Raw genomic sequence first — 25,099 nt, 5'->3', positions numbered from 1 at the left:
TTTCCTCACCTTACCTTATTCCAAATAACCGCTTCTTTTGCTTTATTCGCTGTGGCCCTCGCTTTGATGCAATTTGTTCAGCCATCTTGAAAATTGCCTTAGCAACAACATTGGTTGCTCTTCCAGACACAATAGGCGTACCCATATTAAATGATTGAGATACATATTTAAAATCATTTGGCACGAGGTAAGGATTTTCCGTTCCTAATATTTCTGCAACATTCTCTGCATTTAGGACACTTTCCATTGTCGAACGGTTAATAATGTATTCTATTTTGTTAGAATATCCAAGCATATCAAGTGTTTCTTTCATTCGCTTCGTATTTTTAATTGTAGCCATTTCTAAATTAGTTACCAATAAAAGTTTGTCTGCCCTTTCAATAAACGGCAAACTATTTTCATGAAAACCTACGCCAGTATCAACAATGACATAGTCATAAATATCTAACAAAAGTGACGTAATTTTAGTAAGGTTTTCATCTGTAATCATATCTGCATATTCAGGACGATCTGGTGCAACTAAAACATTGACACCACTATTATGTTGGGTTAAGTAGGAAGACATATTGATTACATCTAGTGTTCCAATTGCTTCAATTGCATCTTTAATTGTAAAAGTTTCTTGAATATCCATCGCTAAATTGACATCACCAAATTGAAAATCACCATCAATAATACATACTTTTACTGATCGTTTCGCAAGTGCAACCGATAAATTTACAGATAAAATCGTTTTTCCGACACCACCTTTAGCACCGCCGACTACGATCATCTGCCCTCTTTTGCCAGCCATATTTTCATTTAGCGTCTCCATAATTTGTAACCCTCTTTCTATTCAGTAACCGCAAATTATTGTGCAACTTTTGAATTTACCTTGCTGTAAACAATGAAGTGAATGTTACCTCTTTCACTTGCATTAATTGCTTTTACAGCATCTAATGCTTTTAACTCTAAAGTAACTGAACTATAAGCAGCAAATTCAATATTATTATCAGATTCTACCATTCTACGGTCTACCGCTAGTACTCTAACTTTTTCTAAGATTAATTCTGAAATAAGTTTATCTTTATCATCTTTGATTGTTGCAATTACATCGACATAATCTTCAGGTTCAATTAAGTTTGAAACAGATTGTACAAAGTTAACACCAAGTGCTACAGCTCTGTACCCTTCTTTAATTTTTCTAGAAATAAACTTCTCTTCTTCTTCTACTTTTTGAAGATGGTTTATTAATAGAGTTTCACCTTTAGCTATTGTAGCTATTGCTACCATTCCTTCAATCGCAGATACATCAATAGTGGCATTAGGGTGTACCGTTTTTGTAGGAACTAACATTTCCTCTACCATTTCAGCTGTTATTATTGTATTTTCAGAAATAGCTTGTTTGGCTACGATTACAGGTTGAAGATCTTCTTGCACTACTGGTTGCGGGGTTTGTTTTTGCATATACGTAAAAAACATAAACGTCGTTATTGCTCCTAAAAATAGTGAAATGATTAATGTTACTTTTGCATTCATATTGCCTCACCTACTCTGTCAATCTAATGCCATAAGCACCTTTGTTTTTTGCTGCTGCTTCAATTTCTCCTTTTCCCGCCATTTTAATAAACATACCAGTTACTGATGTGTCATTTTCTGCCATTGGCTTTGTAATAAAGAAATAAGCAAATCCTGTTACTTGGACTTGTTTTACTTGATTTTGATCAACTTGATATGGCTTGTATACATTAACTAAAATAATTCGTTCACAATCCCGCGAATACTGCATTCCTGGACTCCAATTACAAGCATTTACTTTTTCTTGAACACCTGATCTCGTTTTTCCGGCAATGTTACCAGTTTGTGTGTCTATTACATCACCAATACTGACTTTTTCCGGGTAGCCATATTTCAAATTATATTCATAGGTTTGTGCTCCAGGTCCACCAAGTGCCAAAATACCGAAGTTACCTGAATCAACTTCGGTTTGATCAACTTTAAGCTTGTATTCTTGCATAAAATTTAATGCAATTGATTCATCCACACCTAAAGGTGCCACGCCATAAGCGCTTCCTATTTGTCCAATTTCCGCTACGGACCTTACTTTGACAGTAGCGAAATCTATCCCAAACAATGTAGAGAATGCTAGAGGAACTTGTTTTGACATCTCAACTATTACTTTTTGATCATTGTAAACGTGACAGTTTTCTAGACTATTTGTTTCGTTATGAGCTGCAACGATATCATCAACAATCTCTTTTATCATTTTTTCTGACGTATTTTCATCATCATCTTGCATTTTTAATTCTTGTGCTCCTGATAGAACGGCGGCATTAGCTACTTTTTTTAGGTGACTTTTTTCCATATATAACATGCCTCCATCAATGACTAACCCTGTTAACGCAATCATTGCAAGCATGCCGATAACAACAAACACTAATACACCGCCACGCTCATTATTAATAGTTTTCAACCTTTCTCCTCCTATCATTCCACTCTAATTGTTGATTCTGTTTCAATATAAAAAGGAGAAGGTAGCATACTTGAAATTAATGGAGTAATAATTGTTGCTGGATACTTTAGTTGCACTGTAACGTAATCACCAGAGTTTCTATTGGTGTCATTTGGAGTAATCGTAACTTCTAAATCCGCTGGCTCTCCAATATGAATGTAATTTTTAGCAAACTGTGTCACATCACTATCGTTCCAACCTAATCCAGCAACACGAACAGTTTCTTGACTAGTTAAATGGTAGTGAGTATACATATAAAAAACTCGTCCAAAATCAAAAAGTCCAACCATTAAAAGTAGCATTACAGGTATAACTAATGCGAATTCTACGATTGACTGACCTTTTTCATTTTTCACCATAATATAATCCATCTTTCAAGCGCCAATGCTGCAAGTGCTCCTGCAGCAATTGCCACCCCATAAGGATAAGAATAGGATGAATTAAAAACTCCTTCTTTAATAGGTACTTTAATTCCATTTCTGGCACTATGAACACCATATAAAACTGCTGTAAATGCACCACTACGAAATAATATAATACCTAGTGCCATTAATGCTCCGATCATTCCCATATAGATTGCAGTGTACATCACAAAACTAGAACCCTTTAATGCACCAATAAGACCTAAAAGTTTAACATCGCCAGCACCCATTCCACCTAAGAAATACGGAATTAAAAGTAAGCCAAAGCCGACCGAGAAACCTATACCTGCTGTTTTTAAACCTACGAACCCATGGTCAATTCCTTGGATGATAAATGCTAGAAGCAATGCTGGGAAAATGACAGCATTATATATTTTTCTTTCTCTTATATCTGTTACAACACATATACCTAAAATAATTAATAGGATTAATGTAGTAATCATCATTTATCCCTCTTTTTGTATAGTTATTTTAAAATAGCCTTACGTTCGAGAACGTAAGGCTAGAAATATATAAGTTATATTAAGCACCAGTACCACTAGTAGTAGCAGTTCCTCCAGTATCACGGTTTGTTACATTGTTAATTACTTCATTAAACATTGTCATGATTTCATCTCTTAATGTAGCAAGTAGCGCGACAACTCCTACTGCAATAACACCTAAAACTAAACCGTATTCTGTCATCCCTTGACCTTTTTCCTCAAATACTAATCCTTTTAATTTGTTCATCATTTGACAATCTCCCCTTAACCATTATTTTTTATTTGTAATACATGTCCTACTTTTGTATCTGTTTTTGAGATACTTCCAGCAGGTAATTCGATCACCGAGTTTGCATTTTTGACAATGCTTCCAACTTTGCTCGGCTTCATCATGTGAGTGATCTTGACAATCTTCATATCTTTATCAAGATAAATCACATCGATGTCATACTTCATAAAAAATGTGTGGACCGATTGGCAGGGTTGTAGATGCAACGCTTCACCTAATGGCAATTCAGAAGTAAACATTAGCCCTTTTAATCGTTGAAAGAAACGATAGGCTGTTTTAAGTTTATTAGCTAATATTGTGCCATTTGATAGGTTCACTAGCATCATTTACTTTCACCTCCTGAAAATTAAAAAACAACCCTGCCACTTACCGAAAGTGGGGGTTGTTATATAAAAAATAACAACAAATACCCTTGTAATCTTTCGGTAACTGGCTGGCATAGTGTAATAAGATTTACACCTTAGCCCCTGTAGCTTTGCGCCGCTGATTTTCATCAGGTTTGCCTTTATCGAGATTCAGCGTCATTTGTCGTTGAATCTACTATTGTTTGATGTTGCTTGTTTTTATATTAACTAATTATCTAGTAAATTCATATAGTACTTTCACACTATTTTTTCAGACAATTTAAGGTAATTTACTAGAATTCCCCAATTTAATGCAGTTTTATTGTATAACTTCTTTACCTTTTAACGTCATTGAACTTGTCGCAAAGCCTACAGCGGAGATTGTAATGATAGAATAGAGTAATATTTCTTTACTAAATACAAAACCACCTATCATAATAATAACTGTATCTATTAAAAAAATTAGTATTCCAACATTAAGAGATATCCATTGTGTCAATAGTTGAGCAATTAAGTCTGTCCCACCGGTGCTTGTCTCAAATCTCAGCATTAGACCTACTCCTGTTCCAACTAGTAAACCTCCCAATAATGCACTATATAATGGGGGTAAATGAAAGCTATATCTTAGTGGACCAAGCAAATCAATGACAAATGCTGAAACTAACATCCCATGAAGACTATTAAAAAAATAAGATCGATAATATATCCATGCCATAAGATAGATTGGTACGCTAAGGATAATAATCGTTAAACCTACTTTATATCCCCATATATATTTCATAATTAATCCAATACCAACCATTCCACCATCCAATAAATGATATGGAACAATAAATCCATTAATTCCGATTCCTAGTAGAAAACTGCCAATAATTATTGCAATACCCTTTTTCAGCACACTCATCAAGTTCATCCTCCGTTAACGAAACAAGCTATATATAAACTATATGCATGTACCAAAAAAGTATTAATAGAAAAGCGAGGCGAACGCTCAGCGACGTATAAGCTGGAGCACTTTGTTTGAGATAAAGGAAACACAACGAGCGCAGCGAGTTGATGTTGACTTATCGTAAATAAAAAGTGTGAAGATTACTAGTCGTTGTGAGCCGCAGCTGGACAATCAGAAAAGCTGAGACGACTGATCAGCGACGTATGAACTGGAATACTTCGATTGAGATAAAGGAAAAAGAGAAAGGCGAGAACACCGGGTATCGGCGACAAGCTGAAGACGAGCACTGATTAAAGACGCTTTTTGTCATTAGAAGTGATTGGCTTCAGACCTCGAGCCGATGGTGCTCGCAGCTAGACAAAACATGAATAGTGAAGCTATTCGATGTTGACTTATCGCAAAGGAGAAGTATGAAGTTAACTAGTCGCTAGGAGTCGAAGCTGGATCATTATAGAAAGCTGAAGCAATCGGGTAACGGCGTAAAAACTGGAGCACTTCATCAAAAAAAGCTCACCATATGGCGAGCCTTCCATTCTATAATTGAACACGTAGTTGCTTTCGAAACACTTCTTTTACCATGTAAGGTACACCATTTTGATCGTTTGATCTAGTTACCCAGTTTGCAGCTTCCTTTAATTCTTTAGGTGCATGGCCCATCGCCACTCCTAACCCAACATTTTTAATCATTTCTATATCAGCATTGGAATTCCCTACAGCAACAACCTCATCATAAGGAATATTTAATTGCTTGGCTAAAAGCTGTAAGCTCTTATTCCTGGAAACACTTGATGGAATAATTACAAGGGTTTGCTCATCTTTATTCAAAATTGAAATTCCAGAAAATTGTTCTTCACAATGTTTCTTGAAATCCGCCATATCTTTTTCGTGTGGGAAGTAAATATCTATATTTGGAGGGGATACTGGCTCTTCTTGCAACTGCTCAGTTAACGACTCTACATAGCGAATAGGATAGAAAACTGGATCTCCATACCCTAAAATAAATTTAGCCATCATATAATCTTTTTGCCTGTTAATTAAGGAATACTTTTCATGTACAATTCTAACTTGGCACGGATAATTCTCACTTAAAGCTACTAGGTCATACACTGTATTATGATCGATTCTTCTTTCATAGATTGGTTCATCAATATTTGAAGCAATAAACGCTCCACTATGTGTTATAAGTGCAGTATTGACCTTAAGAGCTTTTGCTATCTTTTTTGTTGACTGGAAGTTTCGACTAGAAACTAATGTAATATAAACACCTTTATTTGCAACATATTCAATTGATTCCTTCGTTTCTCTTGTTAACCTACCATTAGAACGCAATAAAGTACCATCGATATTTAATGCAAGCATGCGATATATCACTTGTACTCCCCCTCTAAATAAAGTAGACACTTTTTAGTACATAAATATGCCTCAGAGGATTAGAATATAACGAAAAAACCTTATCCATAGGGATAAGGTTTTTTTACTACTTCTGTTCGTTTCCGTAAATTTCTTCTAAAGGTTTTAAAATAATTTTATTAATATCGTTAATTACCATACTAACACGTTGCTCTTGCTCCATTAATTTACCAATTACTTCATGTTGGCGAATTAATTCAACTTGTTGTTGTGCCTTCGTTATTTCTTCTTCTGTTAACTGTTGCCCACTCATTTGCTTTTGTTGAAGTTCCATTTGTACTGAGCGGAAACTATCGAATAATTGCTTTGAAGCAGGGTCAGCATTAACTTTATCTGAAAGTTCTTTTAATGTTTTAAAGTCGTCACTTTCGCGGAATGCTTTTTCTAATTCATATGCTTTATCGTAAAAATTTGACAAAATAAATACCTCCTAATGATTTCACTCGTTTAATCATAACAAGATTAATTAAAAAACGAAAGCATAACCCCTTGAATTAAACCAATAAATCCACCTAAAACCGCACCTAAAAGAGTAATCATTTTTAATTCTTTCCGAGAAACATCTAAAACCATTTCTTCTAATCGACTTAGTGAAAAAGACTCGACTTGTGTTTTTACTATGTTCTCTATATTAAGTGAACGTAAGGCAGGCTCTAATTTTCGTTCTAAAAAATCTATTGTAATTTGCATTGCTTTAGGTAATCCCTTATCAATTATTGCTTCTAATGATTCTTGCCCTATAATATGTTTTAATTTTTTTCCTGTTAGTTTTTCTAATTTAAATTGTTGTTTTATAAAATCTGTTACCTCTTCTTTTACCGTTTCTTTACCTAATAGCGATTCAAAAACAGCTACTTTCTGTTCTTTTAGTTTCGTCCATTCTTTCTGAACGATAGTTTCAATTAGTTTCCGATTCCCTTCATCCTGCAAAAATTTTATTACTTCTGGTTGCACCTTATCAACTACACGTTCATTTCCTAAAAACATCGTTACCATGCTACCGAGCATTCCTTTTGTAGAAAGAAATTTATCAATTGTATCACCCAGCTTACTTTTACCTTCACTACTTTGAAAATAAGTAATTAAGCGGTCAGCAATTAAATTAGCTGTTGGGGGTATTATCGTATCAACTTTCCTATCCCATGTATGTGGTAACACTTCGCCTAAAGACTTGTTGCGAAGATCTTCCAAGTACTCCTCATATGTAGAATGTAGGAATTGCTCTATTTTGTCATCAGCAAAATGTTGCAAACTTCCGACATCAAAAGAAAACATCTCGAAAAGTTCACCGACCGATTTGTTAGAGCATAAAAGTTTTCTAACTTCCGCTTGAAGCCATAAGAGAAGGTTTCGCTGGAAGGAATCTTCATTAAGTTTCTGTGCAATTGCCTCTTTTGTAATCAGGTGCTTTACTACTGTTTTTCCTAATTGCTCCGCCAACTCACTTCTTCGTTTAGGGATAAGTCCTGGAGTAAATGGGACTTTCCATTTTCCTATGTATCGTGGTAAATGAGGACGAAACAGCATTTTTATAGCTAATGCGTTAGTAAAACCACCTATCAAAGCACCAACAGAAACCATAATTATTACGATAACTAATTCATTCATCTTTCTCATCCTTACTTTTTTGTCTTACCTTCAAACTCACATATAAAAAATTTTAACATAGTATACGGTATCAATATTCGCCTATAAGGTCACTACTAAACATTTTTGAGGGAATTTTTATGACACTAAAAGCAAAAATTACAATTCAACCAATGCCAGATCTTACATTTAACGATACAAATGAAATGATTTTCCCAAAAAAGTTCCACGCATGGAAACTTCATAACAAAATGTTAACTATTTCTTTTGGACATGGCAAGTTCGAAGTTCGTTGTAAAATCCATGAGGAAGATGAAGATACACTATTTTGCAGTCATACATTAGCAAAACAACTACTTCTTCCGCACTTACCTACACCTTTATCTATTTCCTACCAGAGAGAAAATAACTATATGTCTTTCGGCCCTGTTTTTGCAGTATTAACTGCTTTTAAAAATAAACAAAACCCAATTTCTTTTCCCGCAATTAACGACTTTTGTATCGAACTTGCATCATTTTGTAAGCAGCATGGGCTATTTTTTTATGTATTTTCACTAGATGAGTTTAATGACAACGAGGTCTATGGATACACCTACTCAAATCAGATGTGGCAAAAACATCAATTACCGAAACCTAACGTAATTTACAATCGAATTCACTCTCGAATAATCGAAAGATCTGAACTTGCTCAAAGACTATTTACTCAGTGCAAAGAGCAGGAAATCCCTTATTTTAACAATCGTTTTTTAAACAAGTGGGAAGTTCACCAAATGCTTTCTTCTGAGTTACATTTAAAACTTCATCTACCTGAAACTGCAATATTTTCAAGTAAACGCTCCTTTGCAAATTTAGTGAATAATTATGAATGTATTTATGTGAAACCGATATATGGAAGTCAAGGAAGACATATTTATCGAATAACAAATGAAAATGATACGTACTCTCTCGAAAATTCTGGTTTTACATCAACGGATAAACTTACCTTTAAAAATGATAGTGATTTATTTCACTTTCTGAAACAAAAAATTTCTAAAAAGAAATACATCGTCCAACAAGGAATTAATTTATATGAGCATAAAGGAAGGACTGTAGATTTTCGAGTTTTATGCAATCGAAATTATAACGGTGAATGGTTTAATTCCTCGATAATGGCTCGTTTATCAACTCCAAAAACTTTTGTTTCAAACGTTGCTCAAGGAGGAGAGTTATATAAGCCTGAAGATGTTCTAAGTATGTATGCAAAAAAAGAAAGAGACCAATTCATCAAAGCATTACAGGAACTAGCACTAGAACTATGTTTACAAGTAAGCAAGAACTTTGAAGGAGACTATGGAGAATTAGGGGTAGACCTTGCATTAGATAAAAAAGGAAATATTTGGATTATTGAAATAAACATTAAACCTTCCAAAGATTTAGATGATCAAATTACCTCATTAAAAGTAAGACCTTCCGCTAAAGCCATATTGCAGTTTGGAAGTTTTTTAGCAAACCATTGATTATTTGAAGGGAGAAGTAAAATATGAAATCCTTTGGAATTTTACTTTTAGACTATAAACAAGAAAGACACTTTTTTAATGAAATGGCTCAAAAAGGAATACAACATTCTTTTGAAATATATATGTTTTCCCCAACAGATATTAACCCACTTACTGAGGAAGTTCATGGGTTAAAATATGATGAATCTTCTTGTCAGTGGGTAGAGGATGTATATCCAATACCATCGTTTATTTATGACCGTTGCTTTTATCAAAACAGGTCTCACTTCAAAACAAATTACCCTATTATTAATTGGTTGAAAAATAAAAAAGAAATTACTTTTTTAGGGTATGGACTTCCTAATAAATGGCATCTTTACGAAGTGTTCTCCAACCACAAAATACTCTCACCATATATTCCAGAAACAATTAAAGCTACGTCAGCAAAAAGTATTATCGACTATGCACTTACGAAGAAAAGAATATTATGTAAGCCAGAAAGTGGCTCACAAGGTAGAGGAATTTTTGCCCTTATTGAGGGTAATGGAACATTATCTCTACGACTTCCAAAAGAAGATAAAGTTATTGAGAAGCATTTTACAAAACTGGCTGAATGCGAAAAATGGCTCGAACATGTTTTATCCTTATCCTCATATTTAATGCAACCTTTCCTTAGCTTAAGTGATAAAGAACAGCACCCATTTGATATTCGAGTATTTATTCAAAAAAATAAAGAAGGAACATGGGAAGAACGTGGCAGAGCTGTTAGAAGAGGAAGTAAAGATAATATTCTTTCAAACCTTCATCGTGGTGGAAAAGTCGGTTCATATTCCTCTTGGTTAAGAAGCATGCCTCAAAGAAAGAGATCATTTATTAATACTGAAATTGATTTGCTTATTAAGCAAGCTACAACATGTTTAGACGAACATTTTTCGCCATTATTCGAAATTGGCTTAGATATAGGTATGGCTAAGGACTACTCAATATGGTTACTAGACACGAATTCCAAGCCTGGTCGTCAAATCATATTACAAAATAAAAAAAGGATTAATGATGATCTATTCGAGGCCCCATTCCATTATTGTAATTATTTAAGCACTGTCCAGCAGTAATAAAAGGAGATGAGCATATGAATTTAGGGTCTGCGACTATTATTAAAATAACAGGAAATGCACCAAAAATATTATTACCACAGTCATTTTATGACCGAGCAAAAAACATAAAGAAACTCTCATTCGGAGCAAAGGAAATCACATGCAATGTAGAAAAAAGTGACACGGAGGCAATCGGGGTTTCTGAACTTATCATTGATTCACTGCACCTCCCAATTGATCTACAAGTCCACCTCTTCTTAAAGGATGATACGTTAAAATTAGGTCCATTAGTCGGTGTATTTACTGCAGGATTTACTGATAGTAAATTACGCCCCATTGGTGAAAGATCACTACTATTTGCTAAATACTTAGCAGCAGGTCAGTATGCTGGCACAATTCCATTCGTTTTTGGCGTGCATCAAATTGATTTTGAGAAAAAGGTAATCAATGGTTTATTTTTTACTGCACAAGGTTGGACTGAGCATGAAGTACCTTTTCCTGATGTTATTTACGATCGATTACCTAATCGGAAGTCTGAATCGTTTCATATCATAAAAAAAGTAAAAGATACTTTAAAACGAAAATTTCAGATTCCATGGTACAATCCAGGTTTTTTTGATAAGTGGACCATTCATGAATTAGCATCAAAGAGTAAAGAACTTAAAAATCACTTCCCAGAAACAATCTTAACTCCTTCACTTTCAGATATCACCGAAATTATTGAAAAATATGGCGGCTGCTTCTTAAAACCTGTAAATGGTAGCCTTGGTTATGGAATATATAAAATATTAAAGCGAGAAGATCAATATTATTGTCGCTATCGTAACAATGTCGGAAATAGACTTCGCCGCTTTCAATCCTTAGAAAAGCTCATTGAAGTTCAGTTTAAGGGAAATAGTTTATCATCCTACATCTGCCAACAACCAATCGAATTACTAACTTATAAAAACAAGCCATATGATTTCCGAATTCATACGAATAAAAATAATGAAGGACGCTGGGAAATGAGTGCCATTGCAATAAAAACTGCCGGAACTGGTAGCGTAACAACACATACTCGTTTCGGCGGGAAAGTAAAAGCTTTACCTGAAGTCCTAGTTCCCAATATTTTAGCTGAGAATGTAACAAATAGGCTAAAATCGTTTACGCTTTCCCTTAGTAACTATTTAGAAAAAAATGTCGATGGTTATATGTGTGAAATTGGCTACGATATCGGAATAGACACTTTAGGTGAGATGTGGGTATTTGAAGCTAATTCAAAGCCTGGTCGTTCAATTTTTTCTCATCCAGATCTTAAAGCAAATGAATTAAAAACTAGAACAATGCCTTTTGAATATGCAATTTATTTAGTAGACCCTTCAAAAAACCAGGTTGGCTTAACAAGGTTGAATGAACGTTGAATATTTATTGGGATAAGAAAAAAAAACGGTGGACACATCTAAAAACAGACAGGAAACTTTATTGGGGAAAAGAAGAAAAAAAAATTGCTTCTATTGCAAATATTGAAAGTGACTTATCATTCCCAGTAATTGTGAAGAAAAATAAAATAGGCCCGCTAGTTGGCATTTTAGCCACTTACCATGAGAAAAAACAATTTACAGGTAATATTAAGCTTTTTTTAACTTTACAAAAACAATTGGCTTCCAAAGGTGGCATCCTTTTTATTTTCACATTAAGAGGGGTAAGAAAATCATATATTACGGGATATATCTTTAATTTAAGAACTTCAAAATGGGTAAAATCTACTTTTCCACTCCCTGATATTGTCTATAATCGTTTATGTAAGCGAGAAGAAGAAAGCAGTCCCTTATTTCAGGAGTTAACATCTTTACTAAAAAATAAAGAAATTCCTTTTTTTAACCCTCATTTTTTTAATAAGCAAAAAGTTCTGTCTCATTTGCAAAAAGATCCTGTAATAAGAAGGCACATTCCTCATACAATTCCCTTTTCTAACAGACAGCACTTACAATATTTATATTATAAATTTTCAAAAGTATATATAAAGCCCGTTGAAGGATCTAAAGGTAAGGGCATATTTACCCTTACCTTCTCAAAAACATGTATAACACTACAAACGCAAAACTCTTCCCATAAATTCTTCTCAGTCACTTCTTGCTGGCAAGCAGTTGAAAAACTATTGAAGAATAAGAAATATATTGCTCAAGAAGCAATAAAGCTAAATACTCACTATAATAACAAGTACGATTTGAGGATCCATGCACATCGTTCTAAAACCTTATGGAAAATAACAGGTATTGGTGTTCGCGTAGCAAATACTAATAAAATTACGACACATGTACCACAAGGTGGAAAAATAGCAACTATTGCAGAGTTGGATACAGAACTGCAATATGACCAAGTCAATACTATTACAAACAGAGTTGGCCATATGCTTGAAGAACAATTTGGGTTACTTGGAGAATTTTCAATGGATGTCGGGATAAGTAATACAGGACATTACTACATTTTTGAAGTAAATTCAAAACCGATGCTATTTGATGAGCCTGAGATAGAACTTGATCGGACAAGAAAATTAGTCAGTACTTGTTATGAACTTTCAAGTTTTAACCAAGAAACGCACGGGTAAATATTCTTTTATGGCTATGCCTTCTTAACCTAGGTAAACCTATATCACTTGAGATAACAGAAATGCATATTTTTGTGAGCTTTTCCTCAAGCTAATAGATAGAGGTTATCTAAAATTAAAGGAGGCACACACATGGCAGATCGTAAAGATTCTCAACATGAAGGTAGAGATGAATATTTCATGGATGTTGACAGGATGATGAATGAAGGGTTAGCAGGAGGAACTGTCGATAAATATAAACGACAAATTGGAGATTGCCATGAATTTGAACAAGAAGATCCACCACAAGTAACAGCACAAAAAGACTAACATTGCTTATATAATAAATAAAGCCTATTCCATCTAAAGGATGGAGTAGGCTTTATCTACTTTTTACTAATAGGTTTACAGCTTCTTGGATGACTTCTTCCGCACTTTCACCTTTTTCTTGTTGTTCAATTAAACACGATTCTAAGTTTTTAGCTACTATGTATCCAATACTACGGTCGACAGCAGACCGTACTGCAGACAACTGTGTAATTACTTCTTTACAGTCTTTTTCTTCTTCCATCATCCTTAAAACGCCACGCACTTGACCTTCAATACGTTTTAAACGATTTTTTATATCTTTCGGATAATCCATACATTCACCACCTAATGATGCAAATAATTTAAAACGATTATAACACAAACTTTAAATAATCATACTAACGAACTGCTTCAGAAATTAGTTTTACTTCGCTAGAACCACATAATGAACAATAAAACATATGTGGACAAAGATTTTTTTGACCATCGCTTTGTATTCCATCAAATTGTTTCATACCATCAATATCTAAATAGGCACTATAGTCATCAAAATAGTCCATAAGACGTCCACCATCTATTAAAAATGAAGAACATTTCTTACAAGAGTAATTCGCTGATTCTAACTGATTACATAACGGGCAGATTGCCAAAAAACCACCTCCGTTGTTTTTTATACTTTTCCCATTTTTTCATGTTTTTACGTATGTTCGATAAAATTCGAGATGGAAATTCACGAGAAGATGATTTGTTTTAAGTCTAAAATCCAACTTTCTTAATTTATGTTTCAAAAAAAAAAGAAGAGGTGGTTTCCCACCCCTTCTAGCCATATCTTAATTCAATTATTGTTGATATCCACCAAGTTGTTGTTCTGCCATTTGGACTAAACGCTTAGTGATTTCACCACCAACTGAACCGTTTGCACGTGCAGTTGTGTCTGGACCAAGTTGAACACCAAACTCAGATGCGATTTCATACTTCATTTGGTCTAAAGCTTGTTGTACACCAGGTACTACTAATTGGTTGCTGCTGTTTTGTTGTGCCATGGATATCACCTCCTTGTACTATCTATTGTGTATCTTTTTGCTTTTCTTATGTAAAAAAAACTTTACCAATTAATAGAAAAATAAAACAAGTTAATTTCCAATTATCTAAGATGCTAATTTCACAAGAAAATAGCCATCTTTATATAGTATTACGTTCATAAATATTAAATATTTTCAAAATAAAAACGTCTGCAAAAGCAGACGTTTTCTAACCTATAATTACTCTTTCCTTAGGATAATGGAAATTTTCTTTAATTACTTTTCCGCGGATTAGGAATAGGAAAGTTAAGATACCAACTCTTCCAATAAACATGAGCATCATACTTAAAATCTTTCCAAAAGTTGAAAGCTCCGGGGTAATGCCCATCGACAGTCCACAAGTTCCGAATGCGGAGCTCACTTCAAAAATTATTGCAAGTAATGGCTGTGATTCAGTCGCTGACAATAAAATAATTGAAATACTCCAAATAATTATAGCAACACACACGACTACAAAAGCGCGTGTTACATCATCTGGATAAATTTCTTTTTTAAAGACTTTTACTGAAGTTTTTCCTTTTGCAAAAAACAAGATTCCAAGTAAAACTATTGCGAAGGTGGTTGTTCGAATTCCCCCACCAACACTACTCGGAGATGCACCTATAAACATCATTAAACTTAATACAAGTAATGTCCCGTTTGTAAATTCATTCATATCCATCGTAGACAATCCACCACTTCTCGTTGTCACACTTTGAAATAATGCATAAAAGAGTGCTTCGTGCCAAGATTTATCTGCGAAGAAGTTCGTATAATCAAGTAAGATAATTAATACTACTCCAACAATTGTCATACCAAAAAAAGTAACAGTTGTAATCTTAGTAAATAAAGAAAAACGGAAATATGAATCATTTTTTCTTGTTAAGAATTCTTTTAATTCTATTAATACTGGGAATCCAATAGCTCCTAGTATCATTAATATAATTACAATAAATTGAACGAAATAATCATTTGCAAATGGGACTAAAGAAGATCCCGTTATATCAAAGCCAGCATTAGTAGTTGCACTAACTGCAGCAAAAAAGCCGTTATAAAAAGCCTCTTGCCATGTAGAAAAATATTTTAAAAAGTGGATTCCTAAAACTAACGTGCCAATAGCTTCAATAATTAAGATTAGTCCTAGTATTGATCGAATTAAATTGACTAGACCAGACAATGATGATTGGTTTTGATCAGTCATTATTAATTGTCTCTCTTTTAGCCCTATTTTTTTACCTAAGATAATCCATATAAATGTTCCTAATGTCATTATGCCAATCCCACCAATTTGGAGGATAAACGCAAGCATTAATGTCCCAACCATACTAAACGTGTCGGCTGTAGATACTACTGTTAATCCTGTAACACTAACAGCGCTTACAGCAGTATATAACGCATCAATAAATGATAACTTTATTTCTGGTTTATGGGCTATAGGTAAACTTAACAATGTAGTTGAAATCAATATTGCACTAAAATAAAAAAACACTATTAATTGAAAAGACGATAGCTGCTTTCGTTTAAGCAGCGCTAGTTTTTTTTCCATAAAATCCTACCTTTAAATTTCACTTCCAATTTTATTCATTTAGCGTATCATCAAAAATCATAACATGCAATGGTTGTTCCTAACTAAAGAATTAATAACCTAAGTCATCCCAAATCTTATAAAAAACATGAACTTCTTGTATCACACTGGATTTATCTTTAGTCTTTATTGCTCCTTTCATTTTAGCTAGCGTCTCATCTATTTCAAAAATGCGATCTCGCTCAACCCCATACTGGATAATTCGAATATTTTTCTCCCAAACTTTTGAAGTTTTTAAAATTTTATTGTCAGCATCTACCCATTTTCCCTCAAGAACTAATTCTTCTATCTCGTTTACAAGAGCTATTATTTCATTACTTTCGTCAGTCATTTTCCACCAATAACCCGAAGTCATAATGAAGATACTTACCCCTAAAAGAATTATAGGAATTACAAAATATAACCAGCTCGCTTTTGACTTCATTTCATACTTACACCCTTCCATCAAAATCACTGTTGGTCTCTGTTAAGTGGTCATCTGTTTTATCTATATAAAGCCTACCATTTGGTAAAATCATTGCAAAAGATATTTCTTCTATATCAGTAATCCCTCTTTTGCTTAATTGTTCATTCAACCATTTCTCGTCTTTTTTCAGGTTAACTAAATTTTTTTTTATAATAGAGCCATTTAAGATTAACGTCGTTGTTAACGAATGCTTTTGAATTTCTATATTTAAATCTTTTCTTCTCACTGGTTGTTCTTCTCCATAAACTAATACCGACAAATGACCGTTTCCTTCTAATATCCCAAATTCTACTGTAGTCACATCAAAAATGCCTTTCATGCGAAGTAACATGAATAATTCATCACATTTCACTCTTAATTTCTTTAAATTACTTTCTAATATTTTCCCATCTTGAATGACAACAATTGGTTCCGAATCAATAACTTTGGCAAACAAATGACTTTTTAAAGTAATGAATTGAAACAGAAATGTAATTAATACAAAAGTAGTTAAGCCTATCCAATGTACCCATGCTTTAGAAGAAAGATCGGTAGCGACACTCGAAGCAATAGAGCCGATTGTAATGCCATTAATATAATCAAAAAATGTTAAGTTGCCAATTTGTTGTTTCCCAAGCATTCTTGTATAAATCAGTAAGGAAAAGAAAGTAATAAATGCCCTAACGATTGCAACAATTGATTCATCCATTCCTATCATCCTTTTTTTCATTATAGATATCTATAGGTTTTCTCCTAATACTCCTTTCATTCAATGAGTTAAACAGGAATAATTTACATCTATTAACCACAAATTAACAAAAGATAATTTAAAGGAGGAAACTTACATGCTACTAGGTTGGGATGATTGGTCATTGGCGCGATTACTAACGTTAATTCTGGGAATTGGATATGTAATGTTATGGTTACAAGTAACTGTATGGCATTGGCGAGGAAAATTTCATAAATGGCAAATGTGGATACCTGTTATCGCCCTACCTATTTTCGGTATTGTTGCTACATTTTTAGCACTTTTTACTACTGAATGGCTAGGTTTACTCCATACACTTTTGTCGGCAGTAGCAATTATCGCGGGAATATACGGTGGCCTATTACATATTTCAGCAATAAAACAGCGAACAGGTGGATTTAAAATGGAAAATGTTATGAGTGGACCACCTTTTGTCTTACCATTTACTATCGCATCTTTTGGAGTTATCCAACTACTTTTATTGTGGTATTAAAAAAGGAGTATGAAAAATGGACCATCCTAAACAATCACACTATCCCTCTTTTGATGTTCTAACAGAAAAGGAAAATTGGGACGTTGTTACTCAGCAAGTTATTAATAATCGCACAAATCCTAACCGAGAAAAATACTTCTCTAATGAAGAAAAAGAGTTATTGCTATCCCTTCTTCCTCTTCTTTTTCCATCACATTTAGGTGAATTATCAATAGATGTAATTACATTATTTGAAAATCGCTGTGCAAATGGAAAAGTAATTGGCTACCCGATAGGTAGTAAATATAAAAAACTGCAAATCGTTCATATCGGCTTAGAAAATATTCAAAAACAAATTTATAGCCAACATGAAACCATCTTCTCCAAGCTTTCTGAAGATACGCAAAAGATAGTAATAAAAGACATTCAAAAAAATTTAGGCTATTTAAATATATGGGAAAAAGTTTCTCCACAACTATTTTTTAAAACCCTACTAAAAGAGCTAATCCCTATAGTTTATTCTGACCCCTCCATTTGGTCTGATATTGGTTATGGTGGACCTGCATATCCAAGGGGATACTATGCATTTGGACCGGAGCAATTTGATTCTTGGGAGGCAAAGCGTAATGACAAAAAAGAAGAATGAAGTTGACTTTTGCATTGTCGGAATGGGTGCGTCAGGCAGTGTAATAGCAGCTGAACTAAGTAAGGCTGGTTTCTCTGTAACATGCCTGGATGCTGGTCCTATGCGCGAGCCAAAGCGCGACTTTTCTTCAGATGAATTAGAAATGGAGAAATTATATTGGAATGATCCAAGAATAAGTCTAGGAAATGATCCGATTAATTTATCGCGAAGCAACTCTGGAAAAGGTGTCGGTGGAAGTGCCGTTCACTATACTGCTCAGCTTCTCCGCTTTCATCATTCGGACTTTAGAACAAAGAGTATCGAAGGTGTCGGAGAGGATTGGCCAATTACATATGATGAATTAGCTCCATTTTATGATCGGATGGAAAAGGTTTTACAACTTTCTGGTCCAAATGATTTCCCTTGGAAACCTTACGGAGGACCTTATCCTATGCCACAGCATCATGATTTAAGTAATAACACTTTAAAATTTCGCGAGGGCTGCGAAAATATTGGCTTGCAACATAGCGTTTCCCCTTTAGCTATTCTGTCTGCACCTCATAACAACAGAGAACCTTGTATTAACAGAGGATTTTGCGAAGAAGGATGTATGCCTGACTCAAAAACGACACCATTAAATACATTTGTACCTGAAGCAATGAAAAACGGAGCAGAAGTAATTGCTAATGCAATGGTGACACAAGTTGTATCTACAAAGAAAGGCCATGTAAAAGGCGTCGAATACTTGGACAATGGCATCGAGAAATTTTTAGCTGCAAAAGTAGTTATTTTAGCATCTTATGCGATAGAAACACCCCGACTATTATTAAATTCAGCTAATGCTAATTATCCTAATGGGATAGCCAATTCAAGTGGACTTGTTGGTAAGTACCTTATAACTAATACGAACGATCAAATGATTGTTAAATTTAATGAAGAAATAAGGATGTATCGTGGAAATCCAGTTCAAGCATTGACGTTGGATCCTTATGAACGAGGTAAGAAAAAGGGGTACGCAAGAGGATTTTTAATGAATTCTTACGGTTCAAGGCCAGTAAAATTAGCAAATATGTTCTTTGACAATGATTCTTCCTGTTTTGGCGAAACATTACGAGAGCGGATGCTCGATTACAATTATTTTGGTGGATTTGCTATGCTCGGCGAGGTTTTAGCACAAGAACAAAATTTTGTAAAGTTACACAGCATCGATAAAGATCAATATGGATTACCAGTTCCAGAAGTACACTTTTCATTTCACGAAAACGATTTAAAAATACGTGAAGATGCAAAAGAAGTGCTGAGTGAAATAGGGCGGGCAGCTGGCGGAAAGCCGTTATATCATTTAAAAGGAATTGCTCATTTAATGGGAGGGTGTCGCATGGGCAATGATCCAACTACATCCGTAGTAAACAGCTATGGACAAACACATGATATTAAAAACCTTTTTATCGTCGGTACACCTACTTATGTCACTGCACCTTCTGCTAATCCAACTTTAACTGCTTATGCACTAGCTCTTCGGACTGCAGAATTTATTGCTACTGAAGCGAAACGGGGAAACTTATCATCATAGCAGGTTACATAAGAATGATTACGTTGGGCATACTTTTAATGAACACCGAAAAAATGAGGTGATCGCGATGAAAAAGAAAAGTACAAAGTCAAATTCGCCAATTTTAGATGGTACGATACCACACCAAATTAACTCTCCATCATTTAAAAATGCAAATATCGAAATGCAAGAGCCTTTTATAAATGAGCACGGAGTGGTTATTGGTGATAGCTTTTATGATTCAGAAAATTCGCCCCTTAACAATTGGAGCGATGATGTGGACCCAGCTATTATGGCTGGCGATCAGTGGGTGCATCCAACCAATGACATTGGTTGGAATACGAGTGAAAATAAAGAGCTAATAGAAGGAAATATTCCTCCTCAAGGCGTTCCATTTATGCACTCGACGAAAGATGTAAGTTATAGTAAAGACTAAATAGCTTAAATACAAGTGCCTGTCACCTCACATAACATGAGGTGACAGGCTCGTTGTATTGTACCGGCATCTTAACTTACTTCTCTAATCACAAGAAAAGGTAGTCCATGACTACCTCTCTTGTTAACCTTTTACCGCACAACGATTGGGTCCAACTTCCATTTCTCTTTGTTCCTCTTCATTAGGTGATATTTTACCCATATTAGTTTCTCGAATTTCTTGATATGAATTTGGCTGTGGTGGAAGGTGCTCTGTCACCATTTTTCGGAATTCTTCCTCATCATCCACCTTCAGCCCGTCATTGCCAGCATAGAGTTCACTCAATTTAGCAGATACTAGACCACCTTCACCTAGCTCATGCTTAAAACTAAAGTGCGCAGGTAAAACAATTAAGTCTTCAGACAATTGCTTATAACGATTATATAAAGTAGTTCTTAAGTCCCCTACCCAATCTTCGGCTTTACCGGCTAAGTCAGGACGACCGATTGACTCAACAAATAAAATATCTCCAGTTAATAAATATTGATCATCGATGATAAATGATGTACTTCCGATTGTATGGCCAGGAGAATAAATTGGTTGAACCTTAACTTTTGTATTACCAACTGTAATATCATTACCTTCTTCAAGCTTGTTATATTCAAATGTTACTTCAGTGGCATCTTTTGGTGGTAAATAATAAGCAGCGCCAGTTTTTTCAGCAATTTCTCGACCACCGGAAATGTGGTCAGCATGTAAGTGTGTATCTAAAACATATTTTATTTGTACATTATTTTCTTTTGCAAATTCAAGATAGCTTTCCGTCAAACGAGCAGAGTCAACAATAAGCCCTTCTCCATTCGACTCTAAGAAGTAAGAAAGGCACCCTTTACCTATTCGAACAAATTGGTATAAAGAACCGCCATCTTTTAAGTCGCCTACTTTTACTGGTTCAAGATGTTCACTCCAAGCTTTCATACCACCTTGTAAGTAACCAACACCTTCAATTCCCGCTTCGACTAATTGTTCTGCAACAAATACTGATGACCCTTCTTTTGCACAAACAACGAGAATTTCACTTCCTTTAGGGAGGTCACTTAAAATATCATCAACACCTTCAATTAAATCAAAATAAGGAACATTAATAATATCTACATTATCCCCTTCAATTTTCCAATCATCAAATGCATCTGTGTTACGTACGTCTAAAATAAAAAACTTCTCTTTATTAATCACTTTTTGGGCAATTTCTTTCGCAGTATAAGCTTTCAAACAAAAACCTCCTCTCTAGAAAGTAAGCGTTACATCTGCATCCTTAGCGAAATCTAAAAATGTAACTGCTCCGCCTACATCGATGCCATCAACAAAATGTTCTTTTTCAAGCTTCATTACATCCATTGTCATTTGACAAGCAATAAATGTAACGCCCATTTCTTTAGCCATTTGAACTAATTCAGGAATAGTTGGTACATTTGCATCTTTAAATCCTTGCTCAAAATGTTCTTTTCCAGCAGGCATAGGTAATTGCTGGTGCCCTTCTTTATGAATTAAATTTAACCCTTCAAATGTAAAGAAAATTGCTACTTCAGCGTCTGTAGCTGCAGATGCTGTTGCAATGTTAAATACTTTATATGCGTCAAACATTCCACCGTTACTTGCAATAATTGCTACTTTAGTTCCCATGAAGTATGCCTCCTGTGATGTTTATAGTTTTTTTGTTTCGCCTTTCCACTCTGTCATCCCTGGTTTTACGTTCCATACTTTTGTAAAACCTTTTTCAGCTAATTTTTGAGCAGCTAAGTCACTGCGATTTCCAGTCCGACAAATAAAATGTATGTCTTCATCCTTGTTTAATTCATCTATTCGATCATCCAATTCACCAAGTGGAATTGATTTTGCTCCTGGAATATGTCCAAATGCATATTCTGCCGGCTCACGGACGTCAATTAATGTTGCGCCTCCGCTAACCTTACTTTCTAATTCACTAATATCAGTAATGTGAGGATGTTTTGTTTCCTCTTTAACTTCATCTGGATTAGCTTTACGAAGGTAATGTTTTAACACATCGCCTTCTTCTTTCGTTCCTAAGTATTGGTGCCCCGTATTATTAGCCCAACCTTTCATATCAGCCAACGAACCTTTATCTGTTGCTTGGACTTCTAATACTTGTCCGGCCTCTAATTGTTCAATAGCTTTCTTCGTTTTTACAATTGGCATTGGGCAAGCTAGTCCTTTTGCATCTAATACTTGATCTGCTGTTATTGTCATTGCAATGCCTCCTCGTTACTCCTTTTTACCTTCCCACTTCAACATTCCGCCAGTCATATTCACAACTTTATAGCCCTGTTCTTGCATGTATTCACAAGCCTTACCACTTCTTCCACCAGAACGACAAATCATAATATGCTCTTTATCCTTTGGCAGCTCATTTAACCTTTCAGGAATTTCTCCTAAAGGAATATGCTTAGCTTTACTTATTTTTCCTTGCGCTACCTCATCATGCTCACGAACATCAATTAATGATATATCTTTATTTTCCTCTAATAATTTCTCTACTTCTTGTGGAGAAATTTCTTTAATAGTTGTCATAATATCACCTCAGCCATTAGTATTTACTAATAGAAATTATTTATTTTCATTTAATGTTACCTCTTGTCGTTTGCTTTTTTCTTGCGACATTTTCTAAGATTCCTTCGATATATCTAAGTATGTAGCTCTCCTTTTTTGTTTAAACTGAATAAAAAAGAAAAGGAATTTATTATGAATATAGGTTGGAATATTGAATCATTTATACATATTTCCGGGATTTTTTTAAGCATTATTATTATTATTTACTTATTTAAAATTAATTGGAGACGTTATGGAGTTCTTTTTATACTAAGTGCAATAGTTGGCAATATTTTATGTTATATCTTTGTTAAGGTTGGATTTTATTCTTATCCATACCGACTATTCCCAAACATAAGCATTATGCCATTCACAACAATAACTACCGTATTTCCAGCATTAATCTTAATTTCTGTCCGTTTTAGCCCAGAAAAATGGAGCTGGAAAATTCCATATTACTGGGCGATAGTTCATCTTGGAGTATTAGGCGAAACAATTGGGTTATTGTATACCGATATAATTGAATACAATTTCAAATGGGATCTTTGGGATTCCTATACTTGGTGGTGGATTTATGTACTTATTTTCGAATGGATTGGAAGCATAATAATCTCAAAAGAAGATAGGTGTCCACTTGATGCAAATCACTTAAAATTTGGCAGACTTGGATGGGCAATTGTTCATTTCATCTTAATTGTTACAATCTTTTTAGGAGGATTTTATTTAGGAGTTAATGTTTCATAAGGACAAAAAAGCTGCCAAACGGCAGCTCTTTTTTAATGGTTATTCGGATGCTTTAATTGTGATTTACTACCTTTTTTCGAACGATAATCGTTCCCTTTATTGTTATCCCCAGAACTTAACTCTCGTGAAAATTCTGCATCTGGAGCATTTTGATTTTTACTTCCTTTACTTCCATTACGACTTGTCATGATTTAACCTCCCAATAATCTATTTCATTTATTATTATGAGGCAAGAGATTAACTTTCATTATATTATTTTCCGTTCTCTGCAAAAGAGCGAATTCGCTCTTCTATTTCATCACGAACTCGTTGAAATACAGTCCACTGTTCTTCTTCAGAACCTGTTGCTTTGGCAGGATCGTCGAATCCCCAATGGAAACGCTCTTTGTTAATAGGTGTTGCAGGACAAATATCATTAGCATGTCCACATAATGTCACTACAAAATCTGCACTATTTAATAATTCAGTATCGATTATGTCAGACGTTTGCTTTGTAATATCCACCCCAATTTCATTCATCGCCTTAATAGCTTTCGGATTCACACCATGTGCTTCAATTCCAGCTGAGTATACATCAAACTTTTCTCCTAAATATTTTTTAGCAAAACCCTCCGCCATTTGGCTTCTGCATGAATTACCAGTACATAAGAAATAAATTGTTTTTTTATCCATCTGATTACACCTCATTGTTATCTTTAAGTATCTTATAAATTACCGCTGCAAGTATTGCTCCTATTATTGTTGCAACGACATAAATCCACAAGTGAGACAAATGTTGAGAAACTAAGGCAGGCCCTAGTGAACGAGCTGGGTTCATAGAGGCACCAGTTATTGGTCCAGCAAACATTGCCTCTAGTCCCACAGTAGCACCAATTGCAATTCCTGCTAACGGTTTAACTGCTTTAGCAGAAACTGCGGAGTTAAAAATTACCGTCATTAATAAAAAAGTCAATATAATTTCAAGTAGGAAACTCTGCTGCCATGAATAAGTTGGTAGCGTAGTCCCAAGTAATTTATTTGAAGGAAATAATAACTTCAATGTTAAACTCGCACATATTGCTCCTATAATTTGAACTAAAATATAGTATATACTTTTCTTCATGGATATCTGTTTCATACATAAAAAACCAATTGTAACCGCAGGATTAAAGTGTGCTCCCGAAACATGTCCGAAAGAATAGATTAAAACTGTTACGATTAACCCAAACGTTAATGCAATACCCACATGTGTTATAAGTCCTGTAAGTTCATTAACTATTATTGCACCAGTACCAGCAAAAACTAAAAAATAGGTACCGATAAATTCAGCAAGTAATTTTCTTTCCACCATATTAATTTTCTCCTCTAGTATTAGATATCACAATAATACAATACCATAATTCATTAATATCTATTGTTAAAGGTATGTAAAAAAATAAGGCTGGACA

At 34.5% G+C, this 25,099-nt stretch carries 34 protein-coding genes and 1 riboswitch; of the genes, 10 read left to right on the top strand and 24 right to left on the bottom strand.

Annotated features, from left to right (window positions below; all coding sequences use genetic code 11):
- Positions 1-10 precede the first annotated feature (10 nt).
- The 11 genes from CIB95_RS00755 to CIB95_RS00705 all read right to left on the bottom strand — a co-directional run bounded on the left by CIB95_RS00755 (position 11) and on the right by CIB95_RS00705 (position 7,995).
- Positions 11-814, bottom strand: a complete 804-nt coding sequence (locus CIB95_RS00755) for an AAA family ATPase (protein ID WP_094920550.1) — start codon at positions 812-814, stop codon at positions 11-13.
- A 35-nt stretch (positions 815-849) separates the two neighbouring features.
- Positions 850-1,518, bottom strand: a complete 669-nt coding sequence (cpaB, locus tag CIB95_RS00750) for a Flp pilus assembly protein CpaB (protein ID WP_094920548.1) — start codon at positions 1,516-1,518, stop codon at positions 850-852.
- Between the two features lie 10 nt (positions 1,519-1,528).
- Positions 1,529-2,452, bottom strand: coding sequence for a pilus assembly protein TadG-related protein (locus tag CIB95_RS00745; RefSeq protein WP_233143866.1), 924 nt, complete (start codon positions 2,450-2,452; stop codon positions 1,529-1,531).
- 14 nt (positions 2,453-2,466) lie between these two features.
- The gene (locus CIB95_RS00740; RefSeq protein WP_094922078.1) at positions 2,467-2,850 is read right to left on the bottom strand and encodes a TadE family protein; all 384 of its coding nucleotides are present in this window, start codon (positions 2,848-2,850) and stop codon (positions 2,467-2,469) included.
- Positions 2,844-3,359 (bottom strand): A24 family peptidase, encoded by a 516-nt coding sequence (locus CIB95_RS00735; protein WP_233143865.1) that lies wholly within the window; start codon positions 3,357-3,359, stop codon positions 2,844-2,846. Before CIB95_RS00735 ends, CIB95_RS00740 begins: the two co-directional genes overlap by 7 nt.
- A 76-nt stretch (positions 3,360-3,435) precedes the next feature.
- Positions 3,436-3,645, bottom strand: coding sequence for a Flp family type IVb pilin (locus CIB95_RS00730; protein WP_094920542.1), 210 nt, complete (start codon positions 3,643-3,645; stop codon positions 3,436-3,438).
- A 14-nt stretch (positions 3,646-3,659) separates the two neighbouring features.
- The gene (locus CIB95_RS00725; protein WP_094920541.1) at positions 3,660-4,010 is read right to left on the bottom strand and encodes a DUF192 domain-containing protein; all 351 of its coding nucleotides are present in this window, start codon (positions 4,008-4,010) and stop codon (positions 3,660-3,662) included.
- A 95-nt stretch (positions 4,011-4,105) separates the two neighbouring features.
- A riboswitch (cyclic di-GMP riboswitch) is annotated at positions 4,106-4,198 on the bottom strand.
- A gap of 149 nt (positions 4,199-4,347) precedes the next feature.
- Positions 4,348-4,932, bottom strand: a complete 585-nt coding sequence (locus CIB95_RS00720) for a YitT family protein (protein WP_198949140.1) — start codon at positions 4,930-4,932, stop codon at positions 4,348-4,350.
- Between the two features lie 579 nt (positions 4,933-5,511).
- Positions 5,512-6,348: a Cof-type HAD-IIB family hydrolase gene (locus CIB95_RS00715; RefSeq protein WP_094920540.1), complete on the bottom strand. Its 837-nt coding sequence runs from the start codon at positions 6,346-6,348 to the stop codon at positions 5,512-5,514.
- Positions 6,349-6,454: 106 nt separating this feature from the next.
- Positions 6,455-6,808, bottom strand: coding sequence for a YlbF family regulator (locus CIB95_RS00710; protein ID WP_094920538.1), 354 nt, complete (start codon positions 6,806-6,808; stop codon positions 6,455-6,457).
- Positions 6,809-6,849: 41 nt separating this feature from the next.
- A complete protein-coding gene (locus CIB95_RS00705; protein ID WP_158217535.1) occupies positions 6,850-7,995 on the bottom strand; it encodes a DUF445 domain-containing protein in 1,146 nt (381 codons plus the stop codon).
- Positions 7,996-8,114: 119 nt separating this feature from the next.
- On the opposite strand from CIB95_RS00705, the gene CIB95_RS00700 reads away from it, so the two are divergent.
- The 5 genes from CIB95_RS00700 to CIB95_RS16275 all read left to right on the top strand — a co-directional run bounded on the left by CIB95_RS00700 (position 8,115) and on the right by CIB95_RS16275 (position 13,439).
- Entirely contained in the window at positions 8,115-9,470 is a 1,356-nt protein-coding gene (locus tag CIB95_RS00700) for a YheC/YheD family endospore coat-associated protein (protein WP_094920533.1), read from the top strand.
- A gap of 23 nt (positions 9,471-9,493) precedes the next feature.
- Complete coding sequence (locus tag CIB95_RS00695; RefSeq protein WP_094920530.1) at positions 9,494-10,561, top strand: YheC/YheD family endospore coat-associated protein; 1,068 nt, start codon at positions 9,494-9,496, stop codon at positions 10,559-10,561.
- A gap of 17 nt (positions 10,562-10,578) precedes the next feature.
- On the top strand, positions 10,579-11,943 hold the full coding sequence (locus CIB95_RS00690) for a YheC/YheD family endospore coat-associated protein (protein ID WP_094920527.1): 1,365 nt from the start codon (positions 10,579-10,581) through the stop codon (positions 11,941-11,943).
- On the top strand, positions 11,940-13,130 hold the full coding sequence (locus CIB95_RS00685) for a YheC/YheD family endospore coat-associated protein (protein WP_094920524.1): 1,191 nt from the start codon (positions 11,940-11,942) through the stop codon (positions 13,128-13,130). The genes CIB95_RS00690 and CIB95_RS00685 overlap by 4 nt, the downstream gene beginning before the upstream one ends.
- Before the next feature lie 132 nt (positions 13,131-13,262).
- Positions 13,263-13,439: a hypothetical protein gene (locus CIB95_RS16275; protein WP_198949139.1), complete on the top strand. Its 177-nt coding sequence runs from the start codon at positions 13,263-13,265 to the stop codon at positions 13,437-13,439.
- A 52-nt stretch (positions 13,440-13,491) separates the two neighbouring features.
- Here CIB95_RS16275 and CIB95_RS00680 read toward each other — a convergent pair whose 3' ends face one another.
- The 6 genes from CIB95_RS00680 to CIB95_RS00655 form a co-directional block, all read right to left on the bottom strand.
- Positions 13,492-13,752, bottom strand: coding sequence for a metal-sensitive transcriptional regulator (locus CIB95_RS00680; protein ID WP_094920522.1), 261 nt, complete (start codon positions 13,750-13,752; stop codon positions 13,492-13,494).
- Between the two features lie 64 nt (positions 13,753-13,816).
- Positions 13,817-14,068, bottom strand: coding sequence for a hypothetical protein (locus CIB95_RS00675; protein ID WP_094920519.1), 252 nt, complete (start codon positions 14,066-14,068; stop codon positions 13,817-13,819).
- Between the two features lie 189 nt (positions 14,069-14,257).
- On the bottom strand, positions 14,258-14,461 hold the full coding sequence (locus tag CIB95_RS00670; RefSeq protein WP_094920516.1) for an alpha/beta-type small acid-soluble spore protein: 204 nt from the start codon (positions 14,459-14,461) through the stop codon (positions 14,258-14,260).
- Positions 14,462-14,669: 208 nt separating this feature from the next.
- Positions 14,670-16,025, bottom strand: a complete 1,356-nt coding sequence (locus CIB95_RS00665) for a TrkH family potassium uptake protein (RefSeq protein WP_094920514.1) — start codon at positions 16,023-16,025, stop codon at positions 14,670-14,672.
- A gap of 91 nt (positions 16,026-16,116) precedes the next feature.
- Positions 16,117-16,488 carry a DUF4363 family protein gene (locus tag CIB95_RS00660; protein ID WP_158217534.1) on the bottom strand — a complete coding sequence of 124 codons (372 nt, stop codon included), beginning with the start codon at positions 16,486-16,488 and terminating at the stop codon, positions 16,117-16,119.
- 7 nt (positions 16,489-16,495) lie between these two features.
- Positions 16,496-17,218, bottom strand: a complete 723-nt coding sequence (locus CIB95_RS00655) for a DUF421 domain-containing protein (protein ID WP_094920509.1) — start codon at positions 17,216-17,218, stop codon at positions 16,496-16,498.
- Between the two features lie 136 nt (positions 17,219-17,354).
- Here CIB95_RS00655 and CIB95_RS00650 point away from each other — a divergent pair, with 136 nt between their 5' ends.
- The 4 genes from CIB95_RS00650 (at position 17,355) to CIB95_RS00635 (ending at position 20,342) form a co-directional block, all read left to right on the top strand.
- On the top strand, positions 17,355-17,750 hold the full coding sequence (locus CIB95_RS00650) for a hypothetical protein (protein ID WP_094920506.1): 396 nt from the start codon (positions 17,355-17,357) through the stop codon (positions 17,748-17,750).
- A gap of 16 nt (positions 17,751-17,766) precedes the next feature.
- Positions 17,767-18,375 carry a gluconate 2-dehydrogenase subunit 3 family protein gene (locus CIB95_RS00645; RefSeq protein ID WP_094920503.1) on the top strand — a complete coding sequence of 203 codons (609 nt, stop codon included), beginning with the start codon at positions 17,767-17,769 and terminating at the stop codon, positions 18,373-18,375.
- Entirely contained in the window at positions 18,356-19,927 is a 1,572-nt protein-coding gene (locus CIB95_RS00640) for a GMC family oxidoreductase (RefSeq protein WP_094920500.1), read from the top strand. Before CIB95_RS00645 ends, CIB95_RS00640 begins: the two co-directional genes overlap by 20 nt.
- Before the next feature lie 67 nt (positions 19,928-19,994).
- Positions 19,995-20,342, top strand: a complete 348-nt coding sequence (locus CIB95_RS00635; protein WP_094920497.1) for a DUF3905 domain-containing protein — start codon at positions 19,995-19,997, stop codon at positions 20,340-20,342.
- Positions 20,343-20,465: 123 nt separating this feature from the next.
- Here the strand turns inward: CIB95_RS00635 and CIB95_RS00630 are convergent, their stop codons facing one another.
- The 4 genes from CIB95_RS00630 to CIB95_RS00615 are packed head-to-tail and all read right to left on the bottom strand — an operon-like array spanning position 20,466 to position 22,901.
- Positions 20,466-21,593, bottom strand: a complete 1,128-nt coding sequence (locus CIB95_RS00630) for an MBL fold metallo-hydrolase (protein WP_094920494.1) — start codon at positions 21,591-21,593, stop codon at positions 20,466-20,468.
- A 15-nt stretch (positions 21,594-21,608) separates the two neighbouring features.
- The gene (locus CIB95_RS00625) at positions 21,609-22,004 is read right to left on the bottom strand and encodes a DsrE/DsrF/DrsH-like family protein (RefSeq protein WP_094920491.1); all 396 of its coding nucleotides are present in this window, start codon (positions 22,002-22,004) and stop codon (positions 21,609-21,611) included.
- Positions 22,005-22,025: 21 nt separating this feature from the next.
- Entirely contained in the window at positions 22,026-22,589 is a 564-nt protein-coding gene (locus CIB95_RS00620) for a sulfurtransferase TusA family protein (protein ID WP_094920488.1), read from the bottom strand.
- A gap of 15 nt (positions 22,590-22,604) precedes the next feature.
- On the bottom strand, positions 22,605-22,901 hold the full coding sequence (locus tag CIB95_RS00615) for a rhodanese-like domain-containing protein (protein WP_198949155.1): 297 nt from the start codon (positions 22,899-22,901) through the stop codon (positions 22,605-22,607).
- A 180-nt stretch (positions 22,902-23,081) separates the two neighbouring features.
- Here CIB95_RS00615 and CIB95_RS00610 point away from each other — a divergent pair, with 180 nt between their 5' ends.
- A complete protein-coding gene (locus CIB95_RS00610; protein ID WP_094920483.1) occupies positions 23,082-23,672 on the top strand; it encodes a CBO0543 family protein in 591 nt (196 codons plus the stop codon).
- A 32-nt stretch (positions 23,673-23,704) separates the two neighbouring features.
- Here the strand turns inward: CIB95_RS00610 and CIB95_RS00605 are convergent, their stop codons facing one another.
- The 3 genes from CIB95_RS00605 to CIB95_RS00595 all read right to left on the bottom strand — a co-directional run bounded on the left by CIB95_RS00605 (position 23,705) and on the right by CIB95_RS00595 (position 25,002).
- Positions 23,705-23,860 carry an imidazoleglycerol-phosphate dehydratase gene (locus CIB95_RS00605; RefSeq protein WP_094920481.1) on the bottom strand — a complete coding sequence of 52 codons (156 nt, stop codon included), beginning with the start codon at positions 23,858-23,860 and terminating at the stop codon, positions 23,705-23,707.
- A gap of 64 nt (positions 23,861-23,924) precedes the next feature.
- Positions 23,925-24,344, bottom strand: coding sequence for an arsenate reductase (thioredoxin) (arsC, locus tag CIB95_RS00600; protein ID WP_094920479.1), 420 nt, complete (start codon positions 24,342-24,344; stop codon positions 23,925-23,927).
- A gap of 4 nt (positions 24,345-24,348) precedes the next feature.
- Positions 24,349-25,002: an MIP/aquaporin family protein gene (locus CIB95_RS00595; protein ID WP_094920477.1), complete on the bottom strand. Its 654-nt coding sequence runs from the start codon at positions 25,000-25,002 to the stop codon at positions 24,349-24,351.
- Positions 25,003-25,099: the final 97 nt, after the last annotated feature.

It is taken from the genome of Lottiidibacillus patelloidae (assembly GCF_002262935.1).
GTDB lineage: Bacteria > Bacillota > Bacilli > Bacillales > SA5d-4 > Lottiidibacillus > Lottiidibacillus patelloidae.
This window is presented reverse-complemented; position numbering and strand designations above follow the sequence as displayed.